The following is a 13,776-nucleotide window of genomic DNA, read 5'->3' as shown; positions in this document are numbered from 1 at the left end:
AAGCCGCCTCGGGGTACCGATGAGGCGCCATCCGCACAAAGCTAACGGCAACGAAGCGCGTGCGTGGGCAGTTCGCGTTGTTCGCCCGGCGGAGATCGAATCACTCGTCCTCGTCGGCGCGGGGACGACCGGGCTTGCGGATCCGTCCCGCGGCACGCGGCATGCGCCCGGCGTCGGTCAGAGCTCGACGCAGGACGAACTCGATCTGCGCGTTGGTGCTGCGCAACTCGTCCGAGGCCCACCGCGCGAGCGCGTCGTGAACCGCGGGGTCGAGCCGCAACAGCACCTTCTTACGTTCGGCCATGCCGTCGTTCCTACTGGTAGAGCGAACCCGTGTTGACGACGGGTTGTGCATTCTGGTCGCCGCAGAGGACGACGAGCAGATTGGAGACCATCGCGGCCTTACGTTCCTCGTCGAGTTCGACGGTGTTCTCGGCGACGAGTCGGTCGAGCGCACTGCCGACGATCGTAACGGCGCCCTGGACGATCTGTTCGCGCGCGGCGATCACGGCACCGGCCTGCTGACGACGCAGCATCGCCTGAGCGATCTCCGGTGCGTACGCGAGCTGGTTGATGCGCGTCTCGATGATGCGGACGCCGGCGGACTGCACACGCTCGTGGACCTCCTCCGACAGCCTGGTGGTGATCTCGTCGGCGTTCTGACGCAGCGACATCACCTCGGTGGGACCGTCGTACGGGTAGCTGCCTGCGATGTGACGAACGGCGGCTTCGGTCTGGACTGCGACGAATTCTTCGAAGTCGTCGACATCGAAGACTGCGCGGGCGGTGTCCTCGACCTGCCAGACGATGATGGCGGAGATCTCGATCGGGTTGCCGTCGGCGTCGTTGACCTTCGCCCGCCCCGTTTCGTGGTTGCGGATGCGTGTGGTGATCTTACGGCGCGAGTTGAGCGGGTTCATCCACAACAGGCCGGGTTCGCGCAGCGTGCCCGAGTACGACCCGCCGAGCAGCTGCAGGACGCGGGCTTCGTTGGGTTCCACGAGCACCAGACCTGCGAGGGCCACTGTCGCCACGACGAAGATCACGGCACCGGCGACGATCAGGGGTACAGCGACTTCGATCGCGCCCCACACGATCAGTCCGATCGCAGCAAGGTCGACGACGAGGCCTGCGACGAGCACGGCCCAGCCGTTGTACGAGCGGCCCGGTCGCTCGACCGTAAATGTGTCCGGTGTGTCCATGAAGTTCCCTTCCGATACCTTGACGATATTAAAGTGATATCACATTCTCGGCCGATGTGGGATCACGAATCCGGCGTTACGGACGTCGAACCGCCTCCCTGCACAGTTGCCGCGCACGTCCCCGCGCCGCGGGGCATCATTGAATACACGGGAACCGACCGGGAGGGGTTCGATGACGCTCGAGGACACCGCCGCCGACACGAAGGCCGTCGACGTCGTCGTGATCGGCGCCGGACAGGCCGGGCTCTCATCCGCCTACTACCTACGTCGATTCGGCGTCCGCCCCGAAACCGGTTTCGTCGTCCTGGACCGCTCCTACGGACCCGGAGGAGCGTGGCAGCACCGATGGCCCTCGTTGACGCTGAGCACCGTCAATGGAATCCATGATCTTCCCGGGTCACCGTTCGAGGACATCGTCGGTTCCGAGACCGGTCTCGTACCCGCATCCACCGCGGTGCCGGAGTACTACGCGGACTACGAGGCGCGATTCGATCTGCCGGTCCACCGCCCGGTCCGAGTGACGGTGGTCTGCGATCGCGGCGACCACCTGCGCATCGAGACCGATTCGGGGATCTACACCGCCAAGGGCATCATCAACGCCACCGGAACCTGGGAACATCCCTTCGTCCCGTGGTATCCCGGTGCCACCCGCTTCCGCGGTCGTCAACTGCACACGAAGGACTATCGCTCCGCGGACGAATTCATCGGCAAGCACGTCCTGGTCGTCGGCGGCGGGATCTCGGCGGTGCAGTTGCTCGACGAGATCTCCCGCGTCACAAGAACCACCTGGACGACCCGACGCGAACCCGCTTGGCGCAACGAAGAGTTCAGTCCCGAGATCGGTAGAGCTGCAGTCGCGCTCGTCGAAGACCGCGTGCGGCGCGGTATGCCACCCGGCTCCGTCGTCTCCGTCACCGGCCTACCCGTCACCCCAGCGATCCGAGCCGCACGCGAACGCGGCGTCCTCGAACGTCAGCCCATATTCTCGGAGATCACCGAGACCGGCGTGCAATGGCCCGACGGGGCACAGCTCGACGTCGATGTCATCCTGTGGTGCACCGGATTTCGCAGTTCCCTGGACCACCTTGCACCACTGGACCTGCGCAACGCGGGCGGCGGGATCACGTTGACCGGCCGACTCGCGACCCAGGTCGAGGGTGATCCCCGGATCCACCTGGTCGGTTACGGTCCGTCGGCGTCCACCATCGGTGCCAACCGTGCGGGGCGCGCAGCGGCTCGCGAACTCGTCGACCATCTGGAGACGGAGGCGCACGCGACGTGACGGGGCGCGGGGGGTCGACGCTACTGGTGGCGTTCGTCGCCACCGCGAGCCTGCTCGTGAGCGCACCCGCCGTCGTCGAGGTCGGATCACCGGCCCCCGTGCCCGTCGCAGCACCCGCGCCGCCACCTCCGCCCCCACTGTCGTTCGACGAACTCGCTACCCGGACCGAATCGGTGGTGGTCAACATCGACGCGAGCCGAGGGTGGAGCGGGGTCGCGGGTACGGGCATCGTCCTCACCCCCGACGGCGTGACGCTGACCAATCATCACGTCGTGAGCGGCGCCACCGAGATCACCGCGGTCAGTCCCGCGACCGGGCTGATCTACGACGTCGCCGTCACCGGCTACGACCCCACCCGAGACATCGCGGTCCTGCAACTCGGCGCGGCGCACGACCTGCCGGTCGCCACCCTCGCCGACACGCCACCTGAAGTCGGATCCCTGGTCACCGCCTTCGGTAATGCCGACGGCGGTGGCGTCGTCGTCGCAGCACCGGGCACCGTCGTCGCCCACGACCGCAACGTCGTGGTGCGTGATTCGACCGACGGATCGCGCCACCGGCTCACCGGCATGCTCCAGACCGACGCGGCAATCCGTCCCGGCGATTCCGGCGGGCCCCTCGTCGACGAGTTCGGTGTGGTCGTGGGGGTCAATACCGCGGGTTCGGTCTACCGCGACCCGTCGGAAACCATCGGGATCGACACCGGCGGGGCACCCCCCGAGGCGTACGCGGTGCCGATCAGCGAAGCACTCGACGTGCTGGAGCAGGTGCAAAGCGGGGTCGGATCCGAGACCGTTCATGTGGGCCCCACCCCGCAGCTCGGCGTCAGCGTCACCACTGCTCGCTCCGACGGTGGCGACCGGGGCGCCGAGGTGCTGTGGGTCTCGTACGGCTCTCCCGCCTACCACGCCGGCCTCGAAACAGGCTTTGTGATAATCGCTTTCGATGGCGCGCCGGTCTCCTCCACCAACGATCTCGAGGACGCGCTGCGTCGGCATCGGCCGGGCGATCGGGTGCGTGTCGAATGGATCGACGAGGCAGGAGTTTCAGGCTCCACCGACCTGACGCTCGAGTCGGGGCCCGTCCGCTGACACCCGATCGAGCATGCAGTTCACGTCGCATTCTTCGAGAGGAGGCGACGAAAACTGCACGCTCGACGACGAAAATCGGTTGCCGATCCCCGTCCGACCGGCCGACACTACGGAAGGCAGGACGGAGGAAGAACGTGCACGACACTACCGCGCGATGGGCACGCGGGCCGGCTCGTCCATTCCGGTGGCAGCAGTACCGGGCACTGGTACTCGCGTTGTCGCTGGGAATGCTCGCGGCGGGCATGTGGCTGATCGCGCTGGTGTGGCAGGTGATAGAGCTCGGCGGCGGACCCGCCCAGCTCTCACTGGTCGCGACCGGTCCGGCAGTCGGCATCGTGCTCACGAGCCTCGTCGGCGGTGTGCTCGCCGACCGGATACCGCAGCGACGGATTCTGCTCGCCGCATTCATCGCACGGGCCGCGATCGTGGCGATCGTCGCGGTACTCGCACTGACCGATCGGGTGACGTTCTGGCATCTCGCGGTCGCAGGCTTCGCTGTCGGCCTCTCGGAAGGATTTCACTACCCGGCCTATTCGGCTCTACTACCGTCGATCGTTCCCCCACAAGACCTGCTGGCCGCCAACGGAATCGAAGGACTACTCCGCCCGGTGTGCATGCAGGCCGCGGGGCCCGCGCTCGCAGGCACAGTGGTCGCGTCGATCTCGCCGGGCGCGGCGCTGGCCGCGGTCGTCGTGTTGGAGGTCGCCGGAGCGCTGTGCCTGCTCGCGGTGCGGCCCACACCGGTACGCCGCGATCTACCGGTCGCGAACGGCCATCCGTTACGTTCGGCCACCATGGATCTCGTCGAGGGATTTCGCTATATGACGCGGACCCCGTGGCTACTCGGCACGCTCCTGTTCGGATCGATGATCGTGCTCGTCCTGACAGGTCCGATCGAGGTGCTGATCCCGTTCGTCGTCAAGGACATCCCCGGCGGCGGGCCGGGCGCCCACGCGATCGTCCTGGCCGCGTTCGGCGTGGGAGGCGCCGTGGGCGCGCTGACGATGGCCTCCACGCGGCTACCTCGCCGCTATCTGACGGTGATGATGCTGATGTGGGGAGTCGGGTCGATTCCGCTCGTCGTCGTCGGATTCGCCGATTCGATCGTGCTGATCGTCGTAGCCGTGTTCGCCGTCGGAGTGCTGTTCGAAGCACCCACCGTGCTCTGGGGGACGCTGCTGCAGCGGCGTGTGCCGCCGCATTTGCTGGGCAGGGTGTCGAGTCTGGACTTCTTCGTCTCGCTCGTGTTCATGCCGCTGTCGATGGCGGTAGCGGGCCCGATTGCACTCGCAGTCGGTCTGGTACCTGCATTCGTGCTCGCCGGTACGGTGCCCATGGTCGTCGCGCTCGTCGTGATCGTCGTGGCGCGCATGCCACGCGACGAAATCGCGAATCCGCTGGATGTCCAGGTGGAGAGCGGGCACTCCCCCTCCGTCGGCGGCGCTACGCAGCCGCAGACGGCGCAGTAAGCTCCGACGACATCACCGCCGGAACCCAGGAGACGCCATGCCTGCACTGCTGCACCTCGATTCCTCCGCCGACCTGCACGCCTCGGTCTCCCGCGGCCTGACCGCGCTGTTCGCCGACACGTGGCGTTCGCTCGGCGACGAGCACACAGTGCTCGTGCGAGATCTGCACCGATCGCCGCTGCCCCACCTACCCGACGCCGGTCTGCACTACGCAGCGCGGTTGCGTACCGGTGCGGAACGGCCGGATCCCGAGGCCGAGGCGTTGCAGGCCGCGCTGATCGAGGAGGTCACGAACGCGGACGTCGTCCTGATCGGTGCGCCGATGTACAACTGGTCGATGCCGTCCACACTCAAGGCGTGGATCGACTACATCCACGTGCTCGGCACCACCGTGCCGTTCGACACCCCGGACGCACCGCTGAAGGGCAAGCCCGCGGTGATCGTGTCGAGTCGAGGTAATACGTACGCACCCGGCACCCCCGGCGAGGGCACCGATTCGGTGATCCCGCCGCTCCAGCAGACGCTGGGCGAATCACTCGGCATGTCGGTGTCGGTGGTAACGGCGGAACTTACTCTCGCCGAAAGGATTCCACCGATGTCCCCGCTCGCCGGGCAGGCTGCGGAGAGCCTTTCCGCCGCACAGAATGCAATCCGAGAGCTTGCCACGAAGCTGGGCTCCTGAACGTCTAGCCGAATCGGTGGGTGGTCTGGCCGTGCGGCTTCTTCGCGAAGACCAGCACCTTCCGGGGCGGGATCCGAAACACCCAGGCGAACTCATCGGCGATACCGAAGCCTCCCTCTCCGACCTCGAAGCGCCATGCTTCGCCGTATTTGGCGAAGTACGCGGCGGCGATCGCGGTGAGTGCGTCGTGGTCGGTGACACGATGGGCTTCCCCTTCGAGCACCACGTCGACGCCGGCATCCCAGTCGTTGCGTCCGGTGGTGACTGCGATGCGGGGATCCTCCACAAGATTGAGTGCTTTCTGTTCGCCCGGGCCGACCGTGAGGTGGAAGGCGCCGCCGTGCCACACGCCGACGAGCGGCGCCACGTGTGGCCGACCGGTCGTGTGGATCGTGCTCACCCAGTACAACGGCGCCGACGCGAACAGGGCCTCCGTCTCGGGCCACGACGTGGGTTCGGCGCCGGGTTCGCCGTAACGGACGTCAATCGTGGTGGTGACTGCAGCTGTTGTCATACCTGTACTGACCCGCGCCGGACGGCGAACTCATCGCGACGGCGATAATCGTGGGGTGAGCGCAACCCTACGAATCAGCGACCTGTCGGCCTCCCGCGGTGAACGCACCTTGTTCGACGGACTGAACCTGACGGTCGCGCCCGGCGACGTGATCGGGCTGGTGGGCGCGAACGGCGCAGGCAAGTCGACCCTGCTCACGACCCTTGCAGGTACGGGAAGCGCCGACGTCACCGGTTCCGTCACGTTGAGCCCGCCCGATGCGACCGTCGGGTACCTCGCGCAAGAACCCGAGCGGGTGCCCGGAGAGACCATCCTCGCGTTCCTGGGTCGCCGCACCGGCGTCACCGACGCCGAGAACACCATGAATGCCGCAGCCGAAGCGCTGGGCACCTCCGACGTCGACGACTACACCCCCGCACTCGAACGATGGCTCGCGCTCGGCGGAGCAGATCTCGCGGAGCGGGCCGAGAAGGTCGTCGCCGACCTCGGCCTCGATATCGGCCTCGATGCCCCGATGGAGGGTCTGTCCGGAGGACAGGCCGCCCGCGCCGGACTGGCAGCGCTGTTGCTGTCGCGCTACGACGTGCTCTTGCTCGACGAGCCGACGAACGATCTGGATCTGGCCGGCCTGGACCAGCTCGAGCGGTTCGTCGCGGAGACACGGAACGCGCTGATGGTCATCAGTCACGACCGAGAGTTCCTGGCGCGGACGGTGACAGGAATCGTCGAACTCGACCCTGTGCAGCAACAGATCTCGGTGTACGACGGGGGTTACGAAGCGTATCTCGTCGAGCGCGAGGTTGCGCGAAGGCACGCGCGGGAACAGTACGACGAGTACGCCGACACCAAGTCGGCGCTCGAGGATCGCGCACAGATGCAACGCAACTGGCTCGAACACGGCGTGCGCAATGCCCGGCGCAAGACGAAGGACAACGACAAGGCCGGACGGAAGGTCCGTGCCGAATCCACCGAGAAACAGGCCGCGAAGGCGCGGCAGACCCAGCGGCGGATCGAGCGCCTCGAGGTGGTCGAGGAACCCCGAAAGGAATGGGAACTGCGCATGTCGATCGCGGCGGCGCCGCGCAGCGGCACCCTGGTCGCGTCGCTCGACGGTGTGGTTGTGACTCGGGGCGGGTTCACGCTAGGTCCGGTCACCACCGAAGTCGAATGGGGCGACAGGATCGTCGTCACAGGACCGAACGGCGCGGGAAAGACCACCCTGCTGCGTCTGCTGCTGGGCGCGCTCACCCCGGACGCGGGTCGTGCTGCACTCGGATCCGGTGTGCTGGTGGGCGAAATCGACCAGGCGCGTGGACTATTCGAAGGCAACGAGCCGCTGGTCGAAGCCTTCGGTGCACACGTGCCCGAGTGGCCGGATGCCGATGTCCGCACACTGCTCGCGAAATTCGCGCTCAAAGGTCATCACGTGATGCGGCCGGCGTCGTCACTGTCACCGGGCGAACGCACCCGGGCAGGTCTCGCCCTGCTCCAGGCCCGCGGCGTGAATCTGCTGGTGCTCGACGAACCCACCAACCACCTCGACCTTCCCGCAATCGAACAGCTCGAGCAGGCCATCGAAAGCTTCGAGGGCACCCTGCTGCTGGTGACCCATGATCGGCGGATGCTGGACACCACCCGCGCAACGCGCAGGTGGAAGCTGGAAGACGGAGAACTGAGCGAGGAGTTGCTGTAGATGGGTGGAAGTGTTCGGGTCGACAGCTGGACGTGGTCGGTGCGGTTGTTCAAGACCCGCTCGGCAGCGGCGAGCGCATGCCGGGGCGGGCACGTGCGCGTCGACGGGGTCACCGCGAAGCCGTCGACCCCCGTCACGATCGGTACCGAAGTGCGGGTTCGCGTGCACGGCATGGAGAAGATCGTCGAGGTCGCGCAGCTCGTGAACAAGCGGGTCGGTGCACCGATCGCGGCGACGGCGTACATCGATCACAGCCCTCCCCCGCCGCCGAAGGAGGTACTCGCGTCGATTCCACGTCGCGACCGCGGCGCAGGACGGCCGACGAAGAAGGAACGTCGTGAGATGGAGAGGCTTCGCGGCTTCAACGAGGATTGAGGGTCGTCCATCAGTTGCCGCCTTACGCCGGCGTGGGTGTACCGGCTCCAAAGCGGTGTCGAGCGCGGACTCTCCTCGCTTGCGCGCTGGAGGGCGGGAACACACTGCGTCGGTCGGCGACAATCATTTCTGCGGTGGTCAAGATGTAGACACCCACTTACCCGATAGTTGCCATACCGAGGATGTACGAGAACGCGGTCTCGTTGAATAGCGCGGTCACCAGGAAGAACACCGAGACAGCGGCCGAACCCCACACCGCGGCGGTTGGAATCTTGTGCGAACGGGGTGACGGATCGATCGAGTTACTGTTCGTACCCGAAACGGCCGTTGACCCGGACGCCAGAATCGCCTGACCACGGCGAGACAGTGGGGCAAAGAGCTGCTTGCTCAGGTGGTGCTGCGCCGAACGAGCAGCATGGTCAGAGCTGCCGCCACCTCTGTGGGGTTCTGCGCGAACGGTTTGGGGAGGAGTTCGTCGACGCGAGCAAGCCGACGATCGATCGTGTTGCGATGGGTATACAACCGCTCGGCCGTGCTCGTCCGGTTGAGACCTTCCTCGACATACGTGAGTACCGTCTGATGCAGGACGGGACTGGCGTCGAGGAAGTCTCCGAGGACATCGACGACGAATCGGTCGCCTGCGGCGAGGTCCGCGGAGAGCAGATCCACGAGGTGGACGTCCTCATACCGCACGACCGACATACTGGAGCCCAGTCGGGCCAGAAGACGTTGTGCTGCAGCGGCATCCATGTGGGTGCGCCGGAAGCCGGGCACGCCCCTGGCCGATCGGCCCAATGCAACGCGGACACGTCGCCGGCCCCGGAGCCGTTCAACCAGGACCGAGGCCGGTGGCGGCGTCTTCCCCGGAATCCACAGCCATAACGCCGCCGTGCCCGCGGCCACGGTGAGGCGACGGTCGGCACCGCACGCGCGCATCACTTGCTCGGCGGCGCGCTCCAGCAACGAGACGTCTTTCTCGGAGTCGACCCAGATCACTGCCCCGATATGCGATCCGGTGAGCGCGTACCCGAGTTGGGCCTCTGCGTGCGGCGTCGTGATGTCCGCGCCTTGAAGGAGCAGCTCGACGGTGGCGTATCGCTGCAGCTGCGGTCCGCCGGCGAGCTCCTCCCGGATCCGCCGCACGTGCTCGCCCAACTCCGCCATGGAGTCGTCGGTGAACGTCGTCAGAGAGTTCCCGGAGATCTCCGTCAGTTCACGAAGCTCGTCCAGATCGTCCGTCGAATCGAAGCACGCGGTAAGCCACCAGTGCCAGCACACACGCTCAGCGCCCCGCCACGCTTGGATCTCGTCGGCGACGAAACCACGCAGCACAACGTCACGCGCATAGGTACGGATCTCGCTACCGCCGATCGGAGCCACCCGCCGACCCGGGTGCGCGATGTTGAACGTGAGCCAATGATCGAGCAGAGAAACGACCAAGCGCGCGTCGGCGGCCGCGAGCACAGGGTCGTCGGCGATCATCCGATACTCCGGAGCGCTGACGGACGCCGCGGTGACCGCGGTGACGATCTCGCCGGACCGCGCAAGCATCCGTTCGGCCAAGTCGCGGATCAATCGCTCGACCGGCTCCGAGGGATCCGACCACAGCGGCTCAGGTGTCGTCATGCCCGCAAGTCTCCTCGGTGCGGTCGGTGGCTTCAGCGAATCCAGCAGACCCCACTGATCAGCTGCGTCGCCGTCCTTACAGCTCGAGGTAATCGGCGAGCTCCGCGTAATCGACCTGCCAGAGCCCCGGCGAACCGAGGGGGTACTGCGACCGGAATCCCAGGATTCGCTGGACGCGCTCGGGGAGAGTCGCCGCGACCTCGCGGTCCACGAGGAACGGATATGCCTCTTCGCCGACCAGGTAGCCCGGGTTGAACGCGAACGACACACCGCGTCGGTACTGGCCCGTGGTGAGGTTCGCTCCTCCTCCGTGAACGGTCTTCCCACTGATGAACAGGGCATCACCCGCCTTCATGATCGCGGGGATGGTCTGTTCCGGTGCGCCGCGGTTCTCGAAGTCGGACCAGTGGTTGCTGCCGGGGATCACCCGCGTCGCACCGTTCTCCTCGGTGAAGTCGGTGAGTGCGATGAGGAAGTTCAGGGTGATCTCGGGTCCCGCAGGCCCCATACCGACGAACGGGTACCAGTTCTCCAGATCCCGGTGCAACATCTGTGCGCGGTTGCCAGGGCCGATCTCGATCACCTGCGCGGTAGTCATCCAGTACGTCCCGGACTCCTCGAGGAACCGTGCGTCGCACAACTCGTGGACCAGGTCGAGATCGATGATCTCGTCGCGGAACATATCGCTGCGATTGACCAAGTTGGTCAGTCGCTTGGTATTGACCCCGTGGAACTCCTGCACGATCTCGTTCTCGTGGGTGCTGCCGGGTGCGAGCGCCGCGAGGTCGGGATCGATCTCCGTATTGAAGCGCTCGACCTGCTCCGGGGAGAGGAGACCTTCGATGATGACGCCCCCCTCTCGCTCGACAGTCGTCAGAATGTCTGCGACTGGGGTGGTCCGGGGAACCCGTGTGATGGTGGTTTCGGCGGTGGTCATGGTGTTCCGATCTTTGGATGCAGGTTCTGTGTCGCAGGTCTCACTATCACTGCCCCGAGTGAGGCTGCCTATCCCCAGATCTCAGCGTTTCCGGCTCCCTGACGGTGCACATCGCACCTGTGACGCAGGTAGGACGATTTCGGAGCTCGGATCACAGGCCCGCCGTCGCCGAAGTGTGTGAGATTTCCACACCTGCCGACAACAAGACGCTGAGATTCGATGTGGCGTGGGTTACACCGACTTCGGCACGCTGAGGGACATCCCGAAGTCGTAAACATACCCAAGAGTGGAGTCAGAGACGATGAGCAGGTCAGCAGCGCAGCCGGAGCACTTCGACGTCGTCATCATCGGCGGCGGCATCTCGGGCATCGGCACAGCGGTGTACATCACGCAGGAGTTCCCGAAGAAGAAGATGGTCCTCCTCGAAGGGCGCGATACCATCGGCGGAACGTGGGACCTGTTCCGGTACCCCGGCATTCGCTCCGATTCTGATCTGCACACCTTCGCCTACGAGTTCAAGTGCTGGCGGCACGAGACCGCGATCGCCGATGCCCCGCTGATCCGCGACTACCTTCAAGAGACCGTCGACGAGTACGGCCTCGACAAGCTCATCCGCCACCGCAACCAGGTCACCTCCGCAGCGTGGTCGAGCGACGATGCCGAGTGGGTGCTGTCGGTGGACGTCACCGATGCCGACGGCACCGTCCGCCACGAGATCATCAAGGCCGACTGGGTCTTCGGGGCTACGGGCTACTTCCGGTACGACGAGGGCTTCACCCCCGAGTTCGACGGTCGCGATGACTTCGAAGGCGACATCATCCATCCCCAGCACTGGCCCGAGGACTACGACTACTCCGGCAAGAAGGTCGTCGTGATCGGCAGCGGTGCCACCGCTATCACCCTGATCCCCTCGATGCTCCAGGGCGACAACGCAGCCTCACATGTCACGATGCTTCAGCGGACGCCGACCTACATCATGACGATGCCGAGGATCGACGGTCTCAGCCTCGAACTCACCAAGCTGCTCGGTGAACGCGGGGGTTACCTCGCGACCCGCTGGAAGAACGTGTGGAGCGACTGGGCCGTGGTCAAGATGCTCACCGCGTTCCCGCAAGCGTCCCGCCGAATGATTCGATACCTCAACAAGAAGCAGTTGCCGACCGGGTTCGACGTCGACACTCACTTCAATCCGCCCTACGACCCGTGGAACCAGCGGCTCTGCCTGGCCCCCGACGGCGACTTCTTCGCGTCCATCCGGAAGGGGAACGCATCCGTCGTCACCGATCGGATCGCCCGCTTCACCGAGGACGGCATCGAGCTCGAGTCCGGTGAGAAGCTCGAGGCCGACCTGATCGTCACCGCCACCGGACTCAACATGCGTCTGTTCGGCGGGATCGACCTCACGATCGACGGGCGTCCGGTCGATCTGTCTTCCTCCGTCGTCTACCGCGGAATGATGCTCTCGGGCGTCCCGAACTGGGTGATGGCGATCGGCTACACCAAGTCGTCGTGGACCCTGAAGATCGGCCTGCTCGGCAAGAGCTTCATCGAGCTGCTCCGCCACATGGACACCCACGGCTACGACACCGCCGTCGCCCACGCCCCCGAGGGCACCGGCACCCGCCCGATCATCGACCTGGATGCCGGCTACATGCTTCGCGCCAAGCACACGCTGCCCCGCCAGGGCGATGAGATGCCGTGGCAGATGAAGAGCGTCTTCCTCGAGGACCGGAAGATGTTCCGCGGTCCTGTCATCACCGACGTCCTTGCGTTCAGTTCGAGGCTCGAGCGTGAACTCCGGAGCGCCCCGACGGCACCGGAAGGAGCACGGCAATGACGGTCATCGACCGGCGCTCGACCGCCGAAGCCCCCGCCCCGCTCACCCCGTCGGAGCGGATTCAGCGCGCGGCGTTCACCGCCCTCGGCCGTGTGCCGGAGCGGATCATCCGCAGCGTGGTGGCCGATGTCGTCAATACCGATGGCGACGTCATGGCCCCCGAGATCACGATTCTCATGCGCGCCGGCGCATCCGGCCCCGACTTCAGCGACGGCACGGTCGCGCAGGCACGGACGTCAATGGACAACGACTGCCGAGTCTTCGCCGATGACGCCCCCGCGATCGACGTCGACGACCTCGCGTTGCCCAGCGGGATCCGGGCGAGTCTGTATCGTCCGGCCGCACGGTCGGCCGGGTTGGTCGTGTTCCTTCACGGCGGCGGATTCGTGCTCGGCAGCCGGGCTGGGTACGACCCGCCGGTCCGCTTGATCGCAGACCGCGCCGGCGTCGCAGTGCTGTCGATCGAGTATCGACTGGCGCCGGAAGCACAGTTCCCCGGACCCGTCGACGACGCGCTCGAAGCATGGCGGTTCGCGGTCGATCACGCCGCCGAGTGGGATGTCGACCCCGAACGGATCGTGCTGCTCGGCGATAGCGCCGGGGCCAATCTCTGCGCGGTGCTCGCGAACGACCTTTGCGGCGAACCGCTCCGCCCACTGATGCAGGTGCTGATGTATCCGGTGCTCGACGCCATCAGCACGAGCTCGTCCCGCTCGGAGTTCGCGGACAATCCCGCCCTCTCGGCCAAGCAGATCGATTGGCTGGCGGGGCTGTATCTGCCCGACGGCCACCCCGGGACCGACCCGCGCGTGTCACCCCTCCACGCCGACGACCTGTCCGGGGCACCCGCCACGCTGATCACCGTCGCCGGGTTCGATCCCCTTCGCGACGAAGCGATCGCCTACGCCCACCGTCTCGCCGACGCCGGCGTACCGACGCGACTGATGCGCGAAAGCGGCCTCGTGCACGGCTACATCTCGCTGACGCGGATCAGCAGGGCAGCGCGCGACGCCGTCGACCGCGTCTCGGACGCCATCGCCGACGCGCTTCGGTAGTACGCCGCATCTC

At 66.2% G+C, this 13,776-nt stretch carries 13 protein-coding genes; 8 read left to right on the top strand and 5 right to left on the bottom strand.

What is annotated here, in order from left to right; genetic code table 11:
- Positions 1-100 precede the first annotated feature (100 nt).
- Positions 101-304, bottom strand: coding sequence for a hypothetical protein (locus ACTDXD_RS16700; RefSeq protein ID WP_440123429.1), 204 nt, complete (start codon positions 302-304; stop codon positions 101-103).
- A gap of 10 nt (positions 305-314) precedes the next feature.
- Positions 315-1,202, bottom strand: coding sequence for an SPFH domain-containing protein (locus tag ACTDXD_RS16695; protein ID WP_440123428.1), 888 nt, complete (start codon positions 1,200-1,202; stop codon positions 315-317).
- A gap of 172 nt (positions 1,203-1,374) precedes the next feature.
- Here ACTDXD_RS16695 and ACTDXD_RS16690 point away from each other — a divergent pair, with 172 nt between their 5' ends.
- The 4 genes from ACTDXD_RS16690 to ACTDXD_RS16675 all read left to right on the top strand — a co-directional run bounded on the left by ACTDXD_RS16690 (position 1,375) and on the right by ACTDXD_RS16675 (position 5,726).
- On the top strand, positions 1,375-2,484 hold the full coding sequence (locus ACTDXD_RS16690) for an NAD(P)-binding domain-containing protein (protein WP_440123427.1): 1,110 nt from the start codon (positions 1,375-1,377) through the stop codon (positions 2,482-2,484).
- Complete coding sequence (locus ACTDXD_RS16685; RefSeq protein WP_440123426.1) at positions 2,481-3,575, top strand: S1C family serine protease; 1,095 nt, start codon at positions 2,481-2,483, stop codon at positions 3,573-3,575. Before ACTDXD_RS16690 ends, ACTDXD_RS16685 begins: the two co-directional genes overlap by 4 nt.
- Positions 3,576-3,709: 134 nt before the next feature.
- On the top strand, positions 3,710-5,044 hold the full coding sequence (locus ACTDXD_RS16680; protein ID WP_440123425.1) for an MFS transporter: 1,335 nt from the start codon (positions 3,710-3,712) through the stop codon (positions 5,042-5,044).
- A 37-nt stretch (positions 5,045-5,081) separates the two neighbouring features.
- Positions 5,082-5,726 carry an FMN-dependent NADH-azoreductase gene (locus ACTDXD_RS16675; RefSeq protein ID WP_440123424.1) on the top strand — a complete coding sequence of 215 codons (645 nt, stop codon included), beginning with the start codon at positions 5,082-5,084 and terminating at the stop codon, positions 5,724-5,726.
- Between the two features lie 4 nt (positions 5,727-5,730).
- On the opposite strand, the gene ACTDXD_RS16670 is transcribed toward ACTDXD_RS16675, so the two are convergent.
- Positions 5,731-6,240, bottom strand: a complete 510-nt coding sequence (locus ACTDXD_RS16670; protein WP_440123423.1) for a pyridoxamine 5'-phosphate oxidase family protein — start codon at positions 6,238-6,240, stop codon at positions 5,731-5,733.
- A gap of 55 nt (positions 6,241-6,295) precedes the next feature.
- Here ACTDXD_RS16670 and ACTDXD_RS16665 point away from each other — a divergent pair, with 55 nt between their 5' ends.
- Positions 6,296-7,933, top strand: a complete 1,638-nt coding sequence (locus ACTDXD_RS16665; RefSeq protein WP_440123422.1) for an ABC-F family ATP-binding cassette domain-containing protein — start codon at positions 6,296-6,298, stop codon at positions 7,931-7,933.
- Positions 7,934-8,308 carry an RNA-binding S4 domain-containing protein gene (locus tag ACTDXD_RS16660; RefSeq protein ID WP_440123421.1) on the top strand — a complete coding sequence of 125 codons (375 nt, stop codon included), beginning with the start codon at positions 7,934-7,936 and terminating at the stop codon, positions 8,306-8,308. It abuts the gene before it with no gap.
- Between the two features lie 387 nt (positions 8,309-8,695).
- On the opposite strand, the gene ACTDXD_RS16655 is transcribed toward ACTDXD_RS16660, so the two are convergent.
- Positions 8,696-9,934: a helix-turn-helix domain-containing protein gene (locus ACTDXD_RS16655; RefSeq protein WP_440123420.1), complete on the bottom strand. Its 1,239-nt coding sequence runs from the start codon at positions 9,932-9,934 to the stop codon at positions 8,696-8,698.
- Between the two features lie 76 nt (positions 9,935-10,010).
- Entirely contained in the window at positions 10,011-10,871 is an 861-nt protein-coding gene (locus ACTDXD_RS16650) for a phytanoyl-CoA dioxygenase family protein (RefSeq protein ID WP_440123419.1), read from the bottom strand.
- A 301-nt stretch (positions 10,872-11,172) separates the two neighbouring features.
- On the opposite strand from ACTDXD_RS16650, the gene ACTDXD_RS16645 reads away from it, so the two are divergent.
- Together ACTDXD_RS16645 and ACTDXD_RS16640 are read left to right on the top strand one after the other, a co-directional pair.
- Positions 11,173-12,708, top strand: a complete 1,536-nt coding sequence (locus tag ACTDXD_RS16645; RefSeq protein WP_440123418.1) for a flavin-containing monooxygenase — start codon at positions 11,173-11,175, stop codon at positions 12,706-12,708.
- The gene (locus tag ACTDXD_RS16640) at positions 12,705-13,763 is read left to right on the top strand and encodes an alpha/beta hydrolase (RefSeq protein WP_440123417.1); all 1,059 of its coding nucleotides are present in this window, start codon (positions 12,705-12,707) and stop codon (positions 13,761-13,763) included. The genes ACTDXD_RS16645 and ACTDXD_RS16640 overlap by 4 nt, the downstream gene beginning before the upstream one ends.
- The last annotated feature ends 13 nt before the right edge of the window (positions 13,764-13,776 follow it).

The sequence above is a fragment of the Rhodococcus sp. SJ-3 genome (assembly GCF_051918125.1).
Classification (GTDB): Bacteria; Actinomycetota; Actinomycetes; order Mycobacteriales; family Mycobacteriaceae; genus Rhodococcus.
The sequence above is the reverse complement of the archived record's forward strand: the minus strand, read 5'-3'. Positions and strand labels throughout refer to the sequence as shown.

Excerpts from the sequence above, each read along its gene's own strand:
- ACTDXD_RS16700 (WP_440123429.1), bottom strand. The coding sequence starts at position 304 with ATGGCCGAACGTAAGAAGGTGCTGTTGCGGCTCGACCCCGCGGTTCAC.
- ACTDXD_RS16695 (WP_440123428.1), bottom strand. The coding sequence starts at position 1,202 with ATGGACACACCGGACACATTTACGGTCGAGCGACCGGGCCGCTCGTAC.
- ACTDXD_RS16690 (WP_440123427.1), top strand. The coding sequence starts at position 1,375 with ATGACGCTCGAGGACACCGCCGCCGACACGAAGGCCGTCGACGTCGTC.
- ACTDXD_RS16675 (WP_440123424.1), top strand. The coding sequence starts at position 5,082 with ATGCCTGCACTGCTGCACCTCGATTCCTCCGCCGACCTGCACGCCTCG.
- ACTDXD_RS16670 (WP_440123423.1), bottom strand. The coding sequence starts at position 6,240 with ATGACAACAGCTGCAGTCACCACCACGATTGACGTCCGTTACGGCGAA.
- ACTDXD_RS16660 (WP_440123421.1), top strand. The coding sequence starts at position 7,934 with ATGGGTGGAAGTGTTCGGGTCGACAGCTGGACGTGGTCGGTGCGGTTG.
- ACTDXD_RS16655 (WP_440123420.1), bottom strand. The coding sequence starts at position 9,934 with ATGACGACACCTGAGCCGCTGTGGTCGGATCCCTCGGAGCCGGTCGAG.
- ACTDXD_RS16650 (WP_440123419.1), bottom strand. The coding sequence starts at position 10,871 with ATGACCACCGCCGAAACCACCATCACACGGGTTCCCCGGACCACCCCA.
- ACTDXD_RS16645 (WP_440123418.1), top strand. The coding sequence starts at position 11,173 with ATGAGCAGGTCAGCAGCGCAGCCGGAGCACTTCGACGTCGTCATCATC.
- ACTDXD_RS16640 (WP_440123417.1), top strand. The coding sequence starts at position 12,705 with ATGACGGTCATCGACCGGCGCTCGACCGCCGAAGCCCCCGCCCCGCTC.